This is a genomic window from Cognatiluteimonas profundi (assembly GCF_009792795.1).
GTDB classification, from domain to species: Bacteria; Pseudomonadota; Gammaproteobacteria; order Xanthomonadales; family Xanthomonadaceae; genus Cognatiluteimonas; species Cognatiluteimonas profundi.
Genome location: NZ_VKHQ01000003.1, coordinates 217,958 through 233,252, shown reverse-complemented (window position 1 = coordinate 233,252; position 15,295 = coordinate 217,958). Strand labels below are relative to the sequence as shown.

Below are 15,295 nucleotides of genomic sequence, written 5' to 3'. Positions count from 1 at the left end.
CAGGCCGTGGGCCTGCCCGTCATCGCCTGTTCGATCGCTTCAGGCCTGCTTGCCGTCGTTGTCCCGGACCTCGGTGAACTCGGCATCGACGACATCCTCGCCACCGCCCTGCGCACCGGGCTGTGGTCCGGAAGCGCCAGCACCGGCCTGCTGCGCGGCGGCAAACAACGCCTGGCCTGCTTCTTCCAGCCCCTTGGACTTGGCTTCGATCTGCGCCTTGTCATCGCCCTTCATCGCTGTTTCCAGCTCGGCGATCGCGCCTTCCGCACGACCGATGACTTCGCCGCCGACCTTGTCGCCATTGTCCTTGATCGCGCTGCGGGTTGCATGAATCAGGGCGTCGGCGTGGTTGCGCGCCTGGACCAGTTCATGGAACTTCTTGTCGTCCTCGCGATGCGCTTCCGCATCCTGGACCATCCGCTGGATTTCCTCGTCCGACAGGCCCGAACCGGCCTTGATCTCCACCTTCTGTTCCTTGCCGGTCTTCTTGTCGCGGGCCGACACGTGCAGGATGCCGTTGGCGTCGATGTCGAAGGCGACCTCGACCTGCGGCATGCCACGCTGCGCCGGCTCGATGCCGGTCAGGTCGAACTTCGCCAGCGACTTGTTGAATCGCGCCTGCTCGCGCTCGCCCTGCAACACATGCACGGTCACCGCGCTCTGGTTGTCATCGGCGGTCGAGAACGTCTGCGCCGCCTTGGTCGGGACGGTGGTGTTCTTCTCGATGATCTTGGTGAACACGCCGCCCAAGGTCTCGATGCCCAGGCTCAGCGGGGTCACGTCGAGGAGCAGGACATCCTTGACGTCGCCCTGCAGGACGCCACCCTGGATGGCCGCACCGACGGCAACCGCTTCGTCGGGATTCACGTCCTTGCGCGGCTCCTTGCCGAAGAACTCGGTCACGGCCTGCTGGACCTTCGGCATGCGCGTCTGGCCGCCAACGAGGATCACCTCGCCGATGTCGCCGGGCTTGATGCCAGCGTCCTTCATCGCGATCTGGCACGGGCCGATCGTCTTCTTGATCAGGTCGTCGACCAGCGACTCCAGCTTGGCGCGGGTCAGCTTGATGTTGAGGTGCTTCGGACCGGAAGCGTCGGCGGTCACGTACGGCAGGTTGACTTCGGTCTGCTGGCTGGTGGACAGCTCGATCTTCGCGCGTTCGGCAGCGTCCTTCAGGCGCTGCAACGCCAGGTGGTCCTTGCGCAGGTCGATGCCCTGCTCCTTCTGGAATTCCTCGACCAGGAAGTCGATCACCCGCTTGTCGAAATCCTCACCGCCCAGGAAGGTATCGCCGTTGGTGGCGAGCACTTCAACCTGCATGTCGCCGTCGACCGACGCGATCTCGATGATGGACACGTCGAACGTACCGCCGCCGAGGTCATAGACGGCGATCTTGCGGTCGCCACCCTTCTTGTCCATGCCATAGGCCAGCGCGGCCGCGGTGGGCTCGTTGATGATGCGCTTGACGTCCAGGCCCGCGATGCGGCCGGCGTCCTTGGTCGCCTGGCGCTGCGAGTCGTTGAAGTACGCCGGCACGGTGATCACCGCTTCGGTCACCGTCTCGCCCAGGTAGGCTTCGGCGGTCTTCTTCATCTTTTCAAGGATGCGTGCGGAGACTTCCTGCGGCGACAGCTTCTTGCCATCGCTGGTCGCGACCCAGGCATCGCCGTTGTCGTGCTGGATGATCCCGTAGGGAACGAGATCCAGGTCCTTCTTGACCTCGGCGTCCTCGAACTTGCGGCCGATCAGTCGCTTGACGGCATAGAACGTGTTCTTGGGATTGGTGACGGCCTGGCGCTTGGCCGATGCGCCGACCAGCACTTCGCCGTCCTTGGTGTAGGCGACGATCGACGGCGTGGTGCGATCGCCCTCCGCGTTTTCAATGACGCGCGGCTTGCCGCCTTCCATGATCGCCACGCACGAATTCGTCGTGCCCAGGTCGATGCCGATGATCTTGGCCATGTGTGTCTCCCTCTCGGATGCTTTGATGGTGGGTTGGCGATGGAGCGCCGCTGGGGGTGATCTGGGGCCGTCGTCGGGCACTTCAAGCGCCCCGGCCTCGGATCCGCGCCACGAGGGCGCCTGGCTCAGTCGTGTTCGGCGACGACGACCAGGGCCGGTCGCAGCAGTCGGTCGTTCAGCAGGTAGCCCTTCTGGAACAGCTGCGCGACGGTTCCCGGGGGCACGCCCTGGGCCGGGACCATGCTCATGGCCTGGTGCCGCTCGGGGTCGAAGGAGTCGCCTGGTGCCGGCGCGACCTCCGCCAGCCCGTTGTTCTCCGCGATGCGGTGGAGCTGGCGAAGCGTGAGTTCCATGCCCTCGCGCAGCGGGTCGGCGACCGGCGCAACCAGCAGGCCGGCTTCGAGGCTGTCGAACAGCGGAAGCAGTTCGCTCAACAGGCGCTCGTTGGCGAACTTGCGCGCCATGTCGATATCGCGCGCCAGGCGCTTGCGCTGGTTGTCCAGGTCGGCGCGCTCGCGCAGTGACTCTGCGCGGATCTGCTCGAGTTCGCCCTTCAGGGCCTCGATCCGGTCGGCCTGGGTGTGTGCGCTGTCGTTGCTGGCCTGGGCCACGTCAGCGTCCTGCGTCGGTTCAATCGTCATCGTTCCAGGGTCCGTTCGGCGGCGCGCATGCCGCACCAGAACACCCGTCATAGGGGCGTTCGCGACTGTTTCAAGGCAATTCAGCTGACGGGCGCAGTGCCCGCCGACCGGTATCAGCCGGCCATCAGGGTGCGTCCAGCGCCGCCCCGAGCACGTCCGCCGCTGCCTGCACGACCGGGATGACGCGCTCATAGGCCATGCGCGACGGCCCGATCACTCCGAGCACGCCCAACACCTGCCCGTCGGCCGTACCGCCGGCCCGGTATGGCGCGGTGACCAGCGACATGCCTTCCAGCGGGGCCAGGCCGGTCTCCTCGCCAATGAAGATCCGGACCCCGGGCGCCCGCAGGGTGCGCTCAAGCAGTTGCAGGATCTCGCGCTTGCGGGCGAAGGCTTCGAACAGCTCGCGCAGCCGATCCAGGTCCGAGAGGTCCTGGACGCCCATGAGGCGCGTCTGCCCCGCCAGCAGCATGTCCTCGCCACCGCCGACCAGCGCCTGCTCGGCCAGCTCCACCGTATGCGCCAGCAGCACGTCCATCTCGCTGCGGGCGGCCTTGAGTTCCCTGACCAGCGCCGCGCGGATCTGCGACAACGGCCGGCCGGCGAAATGGTGGTTGAGGTAATTGGCGACGCGCTCCAGCTCACCGGCATCGTAAGCGCGGCGGGTCTGGATGATGCGGTTCTGCACGTCGTTGTCGGCGAACACCAGGATCGCCAGCACGCGCTGCGCGTCCAGCGGCACGAAATCGATATGGCGGAAGGCGAACTGCTCGCGGCGGGGCACGCTCACCACGCCGACGAAATGGCTCATCGCCGACAACAGCTCCGATGCATTGCCCAGCAGCGACTGCGTCCCGGATCCCGCCGGCAATTCCTGGCGAAGGCGTGCCAGCTCGCCGTCAGGCAAGGGCCGTAATTGCAGCAGCGAGTCGACGAACACCCGATAGCCCTGCGCCGTGGGGATGCGCCCGGCCGAGGTATGTGGCGAGCTCAGGAGCCCGGCATCCTCCAGGTCGGCCAGGATGTTGCGGATCGTCGCCGGGCTGACGTCCAGGCCGGCGTGGCGGGCCAGCGTCTGCGACCCGACCGGCTCGCCATCGCGGATGTAGCGCCCGATGAGCGTCCGCAGCAGATGACGGGACCGTTGGTCCAGGGGTCTTTCGTCGGCAAAGGCGCGGCTCATGCGTTGGATATAAGCCCCGGCATCCATTGGCGCAAGGACCGACGGCCGGAAACGCGTGTTTCGTACAGGACTTGGGGGCTTGTGCCCTGCCCGGCGCGCCGCCACGCGCGCCATGCTTGGAGCTGTCTGCGCCTGCCCGCACAATTGCGCCCATGCTGAGCCATCTCGCGATCAAGGATTTCGCCGTCGTCGCTGCCGCCGAACTGGACTTCGGCGCAGGCCTGACCGTCATCTCGGGCGAAACGGGAGCCGGCAAGTCATTGCTCGTGGATGCGCTGGCATTCCTCTCGGGCCAGCGGGCCGACAGCGGCATGGTCCGCCATGGCGCCGAGCGCGCCGAGCTCGTCGCGGACTTCGAACTGAGCGATGCGCCGGCAGCCCTGGCCTGGCTGCGCGATGCCGACTTCGACGAGGGCGACGACTGCCAGCTGCGCCGCACCCTTCGCGCCGATGGCGGCTCGCGGGCGTGGATCAACGGCCGCCCGGCAACCGTCGGGCAGCTTGGCGAGCTGGCGGCGACGCTGGTGGAAATCCACGGCCAGCACGAACACCAGGCCTTGCTGTCCCGTGTCAGCCAGTTGGCGCTGCTCGATGCCTTCGGCGGGCATGAACGGGAGCTTGGAGAGGTGCGCAAGGCCGCCAATGCATGGTCGGGATTACTGCGTGAGCGCGACCTCCTCGCCGGGCGCGGGGACATGTCCGAACACATCGGCTGGCTGGAGCACCAGCTGGGCGAATTGCAGCGCGAATCGCTCGAACCCGAATCGATCGCCGAGCTGATCAGCTCGCACCGACGCCACGCGCATTCGGCGGCACTCATCGCCAGTTGCGAGCAGGCGCTGGGCTTGATGGGCGGCGCCGATGGTCCCGCCCTGTCGCAGCAGTTGCAGCAGGTGCGCACGGCGTTGTCCAGGCAGCTCGAACTCGAACCCCGGCTGGGCGAAGTCGACGGAATGCTGGATTCGGCGCTCATCCATCTGGATGAAGCCTCCGCCCTGCTCGAGCAGATCCGCGCCGACCTCGACGTGGATCCAGCCGCCTTCGACGACCTCGACCGGCGATTGGCACGACTGCATGACCTCGCACGCAAGCATCGGACGATGCCGGAAAGCCTGGCCGCGCATCGCGATGCACTGATGGCCGAACTGGAGACCTTGCGCGGGGCCGGCGATCGCGTGCGCGTGCTCGACGGCGAGATCCTGGCCGCGGCGCAATCCTGGCAGCGCGCGGCCGAAACCCTCGGCAGTCGTCGGCAGGCCGCGGCGAGCGCCCTGTCGCAGTCGACCAGCGCGCTGCTCGGCGAGCTGGGCATGGGCGGTGGTCGCTTCGAGGTGCTGCTGGAAGCCAACGACGTCGCTCGCCCGGATCCCCAGGGCGGCGAACGGGTGGAGTTCCTGGTGTCCGCCAATGCCGGCCAACCACCCAGGCCGTTGCGCAAGGTCGCATCGGGCGGAGAGCTGTCACGCATCTCGCTCGCGATCGAGGTGGCGGCGCTTGGAATGGATGCGATACCGACGATGGTGTTCGACGAAGTCGATTCCGGAATCGGCGGCGCGGTGGCGGAGATCGTCGGGCAGAAACTCCGCGCACTCGGCGCGACGCGCCAGGTGTTGTGCGTGACGCACCTGCCGCAGGTCGCCGCGCAGGGACATGCGCACTACCGGGTCAGCAAGGCCGAACGCTCGGGCGTCACGCAAAGCGCGGTGGTCGTGCTGTCAGCCGGCGAACGCGAAGAGGAACTCGCACGCATGCTGGGCGGGGTCGACGTCAGCAAGGAAGCGCGTGCTGCCGCACGCAGGCTGCTGAAGAACGCCAGCTGAGGCGGTCTAGCGTTTCCTGCGCACGTACAGCACGAGCGCGTGATCCTCGATCTCGTAGCCATGTTCGGCGGCGATGCGGCTCTGCAGGGCTTCGATCTCGGTGCTCTGGAACTCGATCACCTTGCCCGTCTCGATATCCACCATGTGGTCGTGGTGTTCGCCCCGGTCGAGCTCGTAGACGGCGTGGCCACCTTCGAAATTGTGCTTGAGCACGAGTCCGGCCGACTCGAATTGCGTGAGCACGCGATAAACGGTCGCCAGGCCGATCTCGTTCCCCTGTTCCAGCAACTGCCTGTAGATGTCCTCGGCCGTCATGTGGCGGGGCTTGATCTGTTCGAGCAGGTCGAGGATCAGCATCCGCGGGTGGGTGACTTTCAAGCCAACCTTGCGCAGGTCTCGCGATTCCATGGGGACTCCGCATTGGCTTCGGACGAGGGCTCGATCCGCGCGGGCCGGCGGCATGACGATCGCCACGTCCGGAAACGGTGGTCAGTGTATCATCGCGCTGTTTTCCCACGACCCAAGCGGATCCGCATGCGCAAGTTCCTGTTCGTCATCGCACTGGCTGCCACGACATCCGGTTGCGGCATCCTCTACAAGCAGCCGATCTACCAGGGCAACCTGATAGACAAGTCGGCCGTCGACCAGCTGCAGGCCGGGATGAGCAAGCAACAGGTCCAGGCGCTGCTGGGCACGCCGTCGATCATGGATCCCTTCCACCACGAGCGCTGGGATTACGCCGCCAGCGAGCGCACGAGCCGCACCGGCCGCGTCGATGTCAAGGACCTCACCCTGTGGTTCGACGGCGATGCGCTGACGAAGTGGGACGGCCAGTACTTCCCCGAGCAGGACGAGGCGCTGGTCAAGCGCATGGGCCGGTTCGGAAACCTGGCGAAGGAAAAGGACAAGAAGAAAGGCCAGTAACCGGCCCCTTCTGGACGAAAAACCCGGCTTCGGCCGGGTTTTTCATTTGGGGCGCGCGCGCCGCCGACGTGCGTCCTTGGGATCGATCTCCAGCGGCCGCAGCAGCTCGACGCGATCGCCGTCCCGCAACCGGTGGCCTGGTTCGACGCGCTCTCCGAATACCGCCAGGGCGGTGACGCCATCCGTGGAAAATCCGCTCGCCGAAACCGCATCGCCGACGGTGGCCCCCTCCGGCAGTTCCAGATGGACGGCCTCATGCCGACGCGGCCATGCGCGGACGACGTCAATCCCGATCAGCGACACGTTCCCGTCCGGCGCCATTGGCGACCGACACGAAGTCGTCGACCATCCGATCGGCCAGCGCCTGGAATCCAAGCGCCATCGCGGGCCCCAACAGGCGGCTCTGCGGCTCGAAGTCCAGCGTCAGCGTCACCTTGCAGGCGGATTCGTCCAGTGCGTGGAAGTCCCAGCGTCCGGACAACTTGCGGAATGGCCCGTCACGCAACTGCATGTCGATGCGATGCGGTGGTTCCAGCGTGTTGTAGGTCGTGAACCAGGTGCGCAATGCGCCCAGCCCCAGGTCCAGCCGGGCGACGATATGGTCGTCGTCCTCCTCCAGTACCTGCGCCTTGTCGCACCAGTCGAAGCGGCGCGGATAGGCCGGGATGTCGTTCACGAGTGCGAACATCCGGGCGGCGGAGTGCCCGACCAGGGCGCTGCGTTGGATTTTGGGCATCGATCGCTCGCCTCTTCGGGACCGTTCGGAGGACAATGCTTGCAATGAGCAAGAAAACGGCAGGCAAGGATAAGGCAAACGGCGGCGGCACCATCGCGCTGAACAAACGCGCTCGCCACGAGTACCACCTGGAGGAGCGCTTCGAGGCTGGCCTGGCGTTGCAGGGCTGGGAGCTCAAGTCGATCCGCGCCGGGCGGGCAAACATCACCGAGGCCTATGCCGTCATCCGCGATGGCGAGCTGTTCCTGTTCGGCGCGCAGATGACACCGCTCATTTCCGCATCCACCCACGTGATCGCCGATGCGCATCGCACGCGCAAGCTGCTGCTGCACAAGCACGAGATCGACCAGCTGATCGGACGGGTGCAACGCGACGGCTACACGATCGTCCCCACCGCGCTGTACTGGAAGGCCAACAAGGTCAAGGCCGAATTGGCGCTGGCCAAGGGCAAGCAGACGCACGACAAGCGGGAGGCGAGCAAGGAGAAGGATTGGGCCCGCGACAAGCAACGCGTGATGCGCAGCCACAACAAGAACGCTTGAGCCGGCCGAAACGACGTGGCGTGGCGCGCCGGGCCGCCGCGATCAGAACCCTGGTGGCAGGTATTTGAACCTGGCCATCTGTTCGCGGTGATCGTTGACGATGCGTGCGACCTGGTCGCGGTTGAGGCTTTCCCGCCATTGGTTGGCGCGACCCTTGCGGAAGAAGCGCCCGCCTTTTCCGGACGCCTCGACGAATCCCGCCTGCCGCTCCATCGCGGCAAGCACCGGGAATGTCGAATACTTGATCGCGCGTTCCAGCCGGCCGCGATCGCCATCCATGCGCAGCAGCCTGGCGATCCTGCCGAAGGTCTTGGTCGCCTTGTCGAGCATGTCCTCATAACGGACCACCAATACGCTGGCGCTGGATTGATCCGCCCAACTGGCGACATGGCGTGACCATGACGCCAGCACCTGGCTGACGTGGAGGGCGTCGTTCGCTGTCGCGGCATCGTCCGAGCCCAGGTATTCGATTGCATCGTCCAGGCTCAATGCGAAATGGTCGGCCATGCTCAGGACGACATCCAGCGGATTGCGCACGACGTAAATCGCCGCCACCGTCAACTCGGCTGCATGCAGCGGGTAGCCGTCATAGCTGCCGAACATGTTGTGGGTCTTGACGAATACCGTCGCCGGATGGCGCGCAGCGATCCGGGCGTGCACCTGCGGCCGCAAGCGGCTGATGTCCTGGATCGTGAGATCGATGCTCGGCCTCTTCGCCAACGCCGCGTAATCCTCCGGCAGCGCTTCGTCCTCGCAATATCGGGTGAGTTCCGCCAGGGCGACCGGCCGGCCGCCATCGACCACCATGTTGGCGAGGAAAGCGCGCAACCAGGTGTTGCCCGACTTGGGGTAAGAGGCCAGCCAGCAGATGTTGCCCATCAGTGCGCCATTCCATTCATCGTGACCAGCCAGCCAGCCGGCTGCCTGCTGAATGATAGCGGCGGTGCCGTGGCACCCGAACCCATACGGGACCTGCACGACACTCCCGCCCCGCTTGCGCGGCGGTGATGCGACCCTATACTGCGGGAGTCGGCGACATCGACATTCCCGGGGGTGCACTGGCTTCGACGGGGGTTACGAAATCGCTTGGCGCATGCCGAGGGGGCAGCTTTCCTCGTTAATCCAGCAGCAAAAACCCAGACGCCAACGACGACGTCTACGCTCTCGCCGCTTAAGGCGTAAGCCCCGAACCCACTTGTGCCTGTACTCGTGGATGTAGGGTCATCATTACAGGATCGGTATCGGTGGCGACCCGTCAGCCGTTACTCAACTCAAAGCGGGTGTGTCCTGCGGTGTGCCTCGCACGTCGTGTTGCCACGGGACGAGACTTAACGGCGAGCTAAGCATGTAGTGCCGGGCATGGAGTGCCTTCGGACGGCGGTTCGATTCCGCCCACCTCCACCATACAAGCAGCAAGGCAAGTCCAGGCCGGAACCCGCAAAGGTTCCGGCCTTTTTTTGGCCGGCACGCTGCGACTGGAGGAAATACCCCCTCAGGATCTGGTGCCGCTGGACGCGCAGCGCGTCGTGCGCGTCCCGCCCAGGTATCGCGTCTTCGGATTGGCTTGCCCGATCGGTCGAGACGTCCTGGATTGCGCGACTGCAAATGGGGCCCATGCAGCCACGGTCACGATGGCCACGAAGAGCAACAATTTCCGCCAATCGGGACCGCTGATCCATAGCGCCGTGATCAACGCGATTGCCACGACTGCAAGCGCGGCAGGGACTCGATGGCGATTGCGCGTACCAAGCTGGACGCGACGCGTCGAGTCGTGGAATCCCATCTCGACATCCGCGGGCAACCCGTGTGGCGGGTCTTCGAAGCGGCCGTCGGAATATCGGCGGTGCGGCCGGGAAACTTGTGCTCTACGAATGGCGTTCATGCCACATCCCACGATGACCTGTGCGTATTGACGCATATCACCGCATCGGAGCGTTTGACCTTGGTCAGTTGCATGCAAACACGACGTCGACACCGTTCAAGGGCATGCATGTGTCCGCGCACATGAGTTCCATACGCAGCCACTGTCGCGTCACTTATCCTGATCGGAATTGCAGCCAGCCAATGCGATCTCGTGCGGCCCGGCCGGCCGCGGAGAAACCGTGAGCTGCACATGCCCGGGAGGCTGCATGGACAGGCTCCCAGGCGTGTCGCTGTTGTTCACCCCGACGTGAACCCGCCTTTGCTAGCGTCAAAAGCCTGTGATGAATCGATCGCACATCGAATGGTGCGTGACGTAACTGAAGGCACGTCCCGCAATCGCCCCCCGGCCACCGGGAAACAACAGGAAACCGCATCGCAATGCATTTGCTCCGCCGCTGTGCCTGCTTGGTCCTGCTGGCCGTTGCACTGCCGGCAACATCCCTCGCCACGTTACCGCCAGCAGTTCAGCATTACGGGCCGATCGCACCAGCCATCGGCGCGAAGGAACGCCCCGACCCCGCGTTGCATTACCGGGTGGTCTTCAACATCACCCGCGCCGACACGTCTCCGGACAAGGCGAATCCGTCGCTGGAAGGCGTCGCCCGATTCCTCAACCTCCTCGCGGCCGATGGCGTGCGCCCGCAACCCGGCGATGTCGTCGCGGTCGTGCATGGCCCCGCGACCCTGGCTGTCCTCACCGACGAGGCTTACTCCCGGCACGCGGGCGGAATGACGATCCACAACGCCAGCCTGGCGTGGTTCGAACAACTGCTGTCGTCAGGTGGCCCGGGGCGGAATCCGAATCTTCCACTGATCGCGCGCCTGCGTGCGGCTGGAGTCACGGTGAGTGTCTGCAGCCAGGCGCTGCATGCACAGTCGATCAAGGCTACTGAAGTCGCCCCTGGCGTGCGCCTCGACGTCTCCGCGCTGACGACCCTGGCGAACCTGCAGTTGCGCGGATACGCGTTGATCCCGGACTGATGCCGCGCCGCGTCGTCAATCGGCGGGGTCACGCGACAGGCCGATGCGGCTGGTGGATCATGGCGCCTGGCCCGGAATGGAATCGACCCATGCGTGCTCGTGATGGCATTGCGCGAATATTGCTGCTGGCGATCCTCCTTGCCTGCGCGACACCGGCGGCCGCGATCGATCCCGCAACCCTTGCATCGCGCGGAAGCGCCGGCATCCCCCCGTGCTCGGGATGCCACGGCGCAAGCGGTGCCGGACAGCTCATGTTCCCCCGCCTGGCCGGATTGAATGCGGCCTACATGGCCAAGCAACTGGCTGACTTCAACAACGGCACCCGCATCAACGCCGCGATGCAGCCCATCGCCTCGGCGTTGTCACCGGCTGATCGACAGGCAATGGCCGACTATTACGCTGCAATGCCGGTCCCGGTTGCGGCTGCAGCTCCCGCTCCCGCTGCTGACAGTCCAGGCGGCCTCCTCGCCAGGCGCGGGCGCTGGAGCAAGGGCGTCCCCGCGTGCGGGCAATGCCATGGTCCGGGCGGCGTCGGTGTCGGCGACGCATTCCCTGCCCTGGCTGCACAGCCGGCCGCCTATACCGCCGCCCAGTTGCACGCGTGGCAGGCGGGAACGCGCAGGAATGATCCCATTGAGCTCATGCGGCATGTCGCCGCGCAGCTGAGCGACAGTGACATCCAGTCGGTCGCGGACTGGTTCGCCGCGCAACCGGCCTCACTCGCGGCGACGACGACTCCATGAAACCAGCACGCTCGGCAATATTGACGATCGCCATCGTGGCGGGACTTGTGCTTACGGGTTGCAAGCGGCCCGAGTCGACCGTGTCCGCACCGTCGCAGCCGCCGTCCGTCGCCCAACCGCCAGCCACGCCAACGGCCTCACGCACCGGCGCGACGTTCACACCGCCAGGCGAGGACGACATCCCGAGTGGGCCTTTCGGCGATCTGGTGCGGCACGGACGCGACATCTTCACCGACACCGGCACGTACGCTGCCGCTTACGTCGGCAATGGACTGAGTTGCAGCAACTGCCATCTGGACGCCGGTCGGCTGGCGAACTCGGCTCCGCTGTGGGGCGCGTACGTGCGCTATCCCGCCTATCGAAGCAAGACCGGCCAGGTCAACGATTACATCCAGCGCCTGCAGGGATGCTTTGTTTACAGCATGAACGGCAAGGCGCCGCCCGCCGGCAGCTCGGAAATGCTGGCGCTGGAAGCCTATTCGTTCTGGATGTCGAAGGGTGCGCCGGTCGGCGCGACGCTTGCAGGTGCCGGCTATCCAAAAATGAAGGCGCCTCAACCCCCGGACTACCGGCGTGGCGAGCTGGTGTTCCAGGACAACTGCGCCCTGTGCCATGGCAAGGATGGGCAAGGACAGAAGGTCGCCGGGCGCTTCGTCTTCCCGCCGCTCTGGGGGCCCGATTCATACAACTGGGGAGCCGGCATGCATCAGTTGGACAACGCCGCCGCCTTCATCCAGGCCAACATGCCGCTGGGCCGCGGCGGATCCCTGGGCAACCAGCAAGCCTGGGATGTGGCGATGTTCATCGATGCGCATGAACGCCCCCAGGATCCCCGTTTCACCGGCGATGTCGCGGCAACCCGCAAACTGTTCCATGACGACCCCAACTCGCTGTATGGGACCGTGGTTGATGGCCGCCTGCTCGGCGCCAACCCGCCTGGGCCAGGCGCCCAGAAAAACAGATCCGTTCATCAGTGATTGGGTGGCAAACGAAGAAAGTGCCAATGCGCCGTGCACCTTCGCCAACCCGAGCCCCCACATGAACCCATCGCACTCCTGGCTATCCGATTCCATCGACGTCCCGCCGCGCGACGCACTATCCGCAATCAAGGCGGGCGCAACGGCGATCGATGTCCGTGAACCCGCCGAGTTCGCCGCAGCCGCCATCCCCGGTGCGATCAACGTTCCGCTGGGGCGGATACAACAGCAAGGCGCCGACGCGCTGCGCCTGGCCGGAATCGATGTCGACAGCGCGATGAGTGTTGTCATGGTGTGTCGCAGCGGCGCGCGCAGCGGAATCGCCTGCCAGCATCTCCTCGACTCGCTCGATGGCCGCGCCAGGAACCTCGCAGGCGGAGTCATTGCATGGCAGTCGGCCGGATTCCCGCTGACACCCGGTGGCCGTGGACAAATCTGACATGTTGCTGGCTGGCGTCTTGCAGCTCCTGCATTGCGCTCGGGCGACGGTGTCGACATGACATCGCTGACCATCGCCCAGGACCTGATCGGGGCAGCAGCCGGCTCCCTCGTCGGATTCTCACTTGGACTCGTGGGCGGCGGCGGCTCGATCCTGGCCGTGCCGCTGATGGTGTACCTCGTCGGCGTCAACGACCCGCACGTCGCCATCGGCACCAGCGCGGTGGCCGTCGCCGCAAATGCCGGCATCAACCTGACCCACCATGCCCGACGCGGCAACGTCAAATGGAAATGTGCCGCGCTGTTCGCAGCAGCGGGTGTCATCGGCGCCTACGTCGGATCGACACTGGGAAAGGCCTTCGACGGACAGAAGCTCCTGGCGTTGTTTGCACTGCTGATGCTCATCGTCGCGGTGCTGATGTTGCGAGGTCGCTCGGTCGAAGGCGATGCCGCGGTGAAGCTCGATCGCGGCAACGCGCCCAAGCTGCTGGCATCGGGCGCCGCTACCGGCCTGTTGTCCGGATTCTTCGGCATCGGTGGCGGATTCCTCGTGGTACCCGGGCTGATCACGGCGACCGGCATGCCCATCCTGTACGCCGTGGGGTCCTCGCTGCTCGCCGTCGCCGCCTTCGCGCTGACGACCGCCATCAACTATGCGCAATCGGGCATGGTCGACTGGACACTCGCCGTCGCGTTTTTCGGTGGCGGAATCGTCGGCGGATTGCTCGGAGAGAAGATGGCGACCCGATTGTCCGTTCGACGAGGCGCACTCAATGCCGTGCTCGCGGGGCTCATCATCGTCGTTGCGCTCTACATGCTGTGGCGAAGCGCCCAGGCATTGGGCGCGATCTAACCGCCCAGGCAGGCGCCTGGGCAGCTGCGATGCGTCCATGTCCTCCTCTATGACCTTCCATGAATACGGGATGCGCGTCCGCCTGGCGATTACCCACCGCTTATCCACAGGCTTATCTGCAGCCCGTTGACGCCAACAGGGGTAGTGTTGTTTGGATTGGGATCTGCCCGACCCGGGCAGCCTGATGATTCGATCGGAGGCGTCGACATGGGCTGGAGGCGGGAGGCGCTTGAAGAACGACTGGGCATCCTCCAGGAGCAGCTGCACGAACAGCTGGCGTCCGGCAACACCAGCGTCGTCGAGTGGCTCGAATCGCAGATCAGCGACCTGATGGCAGTCGCCGTCGCCTCGGGATATGCGGATTTCGTCGCCGAGGAGCTGCACAACTTCAAGACCCTGGCTTCGATCACATTGCTGGGCTGATTGCGTCCGCGGCAAATCGCTGGCGTTTTCCAACAGGCCTTCGGACGATTCCGATCAGGAGCGACGCGCGCTTTCCGCCGGCCGCAACGCGCGCGGGTACGAATCTCCGGCCCCCGGCTGGTGCAGGGATCGATCGCGTTGCGGCTCGTACGACTTGACCTGGTTGCGGCCGGAGGTCTTGGCCAGGTAGCACATCTCGTCGGCGTGGACGAGCAGTTCGGAAACCGTCATCGCGCCATCGCGGAAATCCACGCGACCGATGCTCGCCCCGATGCGGAACTCGGCCCCTTCCCACAAGAAGGTGAACGTCGCCACGGCGGACCTGATCTTCTCGGATGCGCATGCCGCCTGCTGCCTCGTGCAATTCGACAGCAGCACCGCGAATTCATCACCGCCGAGCCGGGCCAGCATGTCGCTATCGCGAAGCTGTTTCCTCAGCACGGCCGCAAGCTGCCTGAGCAATTCGTCGCCGGCTACGTGTCCAGCCTGGTCGTTCACCGCCTTGAAGAAATCCAGGTCGAAGTACAGCAGGCTGTGGCGACTGCCCTGCTCGGCTGCATTGGCCACCGCGCGCTCCAGGCGGAACTCGAATGCGCGGCGATTGTCCAGCCCGGTGAGCGCATCGTGGTTGGCGTGGTACGTCAGTTCGTTGGTGAGGCGCCGGGCAGCCGTGACGTTGCGGAAGGTGATGATGGAGCCCACGTGCTTGCGCGCGCTGTCGACAACCGGGGCGACGGCGGCCTCGACCAGCACGACGTGCTCGTCGCGTCGCATCAATCCCGCGATATCCCGACCGCTGGTGTTGAGCACGTCGATCGGCGTGCCCTGTGGATCGGTGAAATGCACGCCCTCGTCGAACTTCCGCCCGATCAGGTCCGCCTCGGTCCACCCGGTCAGGTGCGCGGCGACGGGATTGATGAAGTCGATCCGGCCTTGGGCGCCGACAATCACAACGCCATCGGGCATGGCGCGCAACGCGCTGTGGCTGAACTCCCACTGCTGCTGGAGCTCGGCCACTTCGCGCTTCAGGTCCGCCAGGGTTTCGCGTGTCTCCTCGATATCGGAGTCGCTCCCCGCAGGCATGGTTTCACCGACGTCGATCATAGCGGGCCAATGTAGAGAAAGCTTTGCAAAGCCCAGGTGATCGTG

At 65.5% G+C, this 15,295-nt stretch carries 17 protein-coding genes and 1 other RNA gene; 10 read left to right on the top strand and 8 right to left on the bottom strand.

All coding sequences use genetic code 11. The features are described from left to right. Positions 1 to 39: 39 nt before the first annotated feature. The 3 genes from dnaK to hrcA form a co-directional block, all read right to left on the bottom strand. Positions 40 to 1,962 carry a molecular chaperone DnaK gene (gene dnaK / locus GST15_RS03095; protein WP_159015796.1) on the bottom strand — a complete coding sequence of 641 codons (1,923 nt, stop codon included), beginning with the start codon at positions 1,960 to 1,962 and terminating at the stop codon, positions 40 to 42. A 125-nt stretch (positions 1,963 to 2,087) separates the two neighbouring features. Continuing rightward, positions 2,088 to 2,603 (bottom strand): nucleotide exchange factor GrpE, encoded by a 516-nt coding sequence (gene grpE / locus GST15_RS03090; RefSeq protein ID WP_159015795.1) that lies wholly within the window; start codon positions 2,601 to 2,603, stop codon positions 2,088 to 2,090. 124 nt (positions 2,604 to 2,727) lie between these two features. Further along, positions 2,728 to 3,786, bottom strand: a complete 1,059-nt coding sequence (gene hrcA, locus GST15_RS03085; protein ID WP_159015794.1) for a heat-inducible transcriptional repressor HrcA — start codon at positions 3,784 to 3,786, stop codon at positions 2,728 to 2,730. 152 nt (positions 3,787 to 3,938) lie between these two features. On the opposite strand from hrcA, the gene recN reads away from it, so the two are divergent. Beyond that, positions 3,939 to 5,606, top strand: a complete 1,668-nt coding sequence (gene recN / locus GST15_RS03080; protein WP_159015793.1) for a DNA repair protein RecN — start codon at positions 3,939 to 3,941, stop codon at positions 5,604 to 5,606. Between the two features lie 6 nt (positions 5,607 to 5,612). On the opposite strand, the gene fur is transcribed toward recN, so the two are convergent. After that, positions 5,613 to 6,014, bottom strand: a complete 402-nt coding sequence (gene fur, locus GST15_RS03075; protein WP_159015792.1) for a ferric iron uptake transcriptional regulator — start codon at positions 6,012 to 6,014, stop codon at positions 5,613 to 5,615. A 126-nt stretch (positions 6,015 to 6,140) separates the two neighbouring features. On the opposite strand from fur, the gene GST15_RS03070 reads away from it, so the two are divergent. After that, positions 6,141 to 6,530, top strand: coding sequence for an outer membrane protein assembly factor BamE (locus tag GST15_RS03070; protein WP_159015791.1), 390 nt, complete (start codon positions 6,141 to 6,143; stop codon positions 6,528 to 6,530). 42 nt (positions 6,531 to 6,572) lie between these two features. On the opposite strand, the gene GST15_RS03065 is transcribed toward GST15_RS03070, so the two are convergent. Both GST15_RS03065 and GST15_RS03060 read right to left on the bottom strand, forming a co-directional pair. Beyond that, positions 6,573 to 6,824, bottom strand: a complete 252-nt coding sequence (locus GST15_RS03065; protein WP_159016423.1) for an RnfH family protein — start codon at positions 6,822 to 6,824, stop codon at positions 6,573 to 6,575. Then, positions 6,814 to 7,266, bottom strand: a complete 453-nt coding sequence (locus tag GST15_RS03060; RefSeq protein WP_159015790.1) for a type II toxin-antitoxin system RatA family toxin — start codon at positions 7,264 to 7,266, stop codon at positions 6,814 to 6,816. Before GST15_RS03060 ends, GST15_RS03065 begins: the two co-directional genes overlap by 11 nt. A gap of 44 nt (positions 7,267 to 7,310) precedes the next feature. Here GST15_RS03060 and smpB point away from each other — a divergent pair, with 44 nt between their 5' ends. Then, positions 7,311 to 7,808: an SsrA-binding protein SmpB gene (gene smpB, locus GST15_RS03055; protein WP_159015789.1), complete on the top strand. Its 498-nt coding sequence runs from the start codon at positions 7,311 to 7,313 to the stop codon at positions 7,806 to 7,808. A 42-nt stretch (positions 7,809 to 7,850) separates the two neighbouring features. Here the strand turns inward: smpB and GST15_RS03050 are convergent, their stop codons facing one another. Next, positions 7,851 to 8,687 carry a sulfotransferase domain-containing protein gene (locus GST15_RS03050; RefSeq protein WP_159015788.1) on the bottom strand — a complete coding sequence of 279 codons (837 nt, stop codon included), beginning with the start codon at positions 8,685 to 8,687 and terminating at the stop codon, positions 7,851 to 7,853. Positions 8,688 to 8,857: 170 nt separating this feature from the next. On the opposite strand from GST15_RS03050, the gene ssrA reads away from it, so the two are divergent. The 7 genes from ssrA to GST15_RS03015 all read left to right on the top strand — a co-directional run bounded on the left by ssrA (position 8,858) and on the right by GST15_RS03015 (position 14,146). Beyond that, positions 8,858 to 9,212, top strand: a transfer-messenger RNA (tmRNA) gene (ssrA, locus tag GST15_RS03045). Between the two features lie 924 nt (positions 9,213 to 10,136). Further along, positions 10,137 to 10,712, top strand: coding sequence for a DsrE family protein (locus GST15_RS03040; protein WP_233263031.1), 576 nt, complete (start codon positions 10,137 to 10,139; stop codon positions 10,710 to 10,712). An 89-nt stretch (positions 10,713 to 10,801) separates the two neighbouring features. Further along, complete coding sequence (locus GST15_RS03035; protein ID WP_159015786.1) at positions 10,802 to 11,455, top strand: c-type cytochrome; 654 nt, start codon at positions 10,802 to 10,804, stop codon at positions 11,453 to 11,455. An 80-nt stretch (positions 11,456 to 11,535) separates the two neighbouring features. Further along, positions 11,536 to 12,432: a c-type cytochrome gene (locus tag GST15_RS03030; RefSeq protein ID WP_233263030.1), complete on the top strand. Its 897-nt coding sequence runs from the start codon at positions 11,536 to 11,538 to the stop codon at positions 12,430 to 12,432. A gap of 61 nt (positions 12,433 to 12,493) precedes the next feature. Beyond that, positions 12,494 to 12,871, top strand: a complete 378-nt coding sequence (locus GST15_RS03025; protein ID WP_159015784.1) for a rhodanese-like domain-containing protein — start codon at positions 12,494 to 12,496, stop codon at positions 12,869 to 12,871. A 72-nt stretch (positions 12,872 to 12,943) separates the two neighbouring features. Continuing rightward, a complete protein-coding gene (locus tag GST15_RS03020; RefSeq protein WP_425482202.1) occupies positions 12,944 to 13,723 on the top strand; it encodes a sulfite exporter TauE/SafE family protein in 780 nt (259 codons plus the stop codon). Positions 13,724 to 13,930: 207 nt separating this feature from the next. After that, complete coding sequence (locus GST15_RS03015) at positions 13,931 to 14,146, top strand: hypothetical protein (protein WP_159015782.1); 216 nt, start codon at positions 13,931 to 13,933, stop codon at positions 14,144 to 14,146. Between the two features lie 54 nt (positions 14,147 to 14,200). Here the strand turns inward: GST15_RS03015 and GST15_RS03010 are convergent, their stop codons facing one another. Beyond that, positions 14,201 to 15,250: a diguanylate cyclase domain-containing protein gene (locus GST15_RS03010; RefSeq protein WP_159015781.1), complete on the bottom strand. Its 1,050-nt coding sequence runs from the start codon at positions 15,248 to 15,250 to the stop codon at positions 14,201 to 14,203. Positions 15,251 to 15,295: the final 45 nt, after the last annotated feature.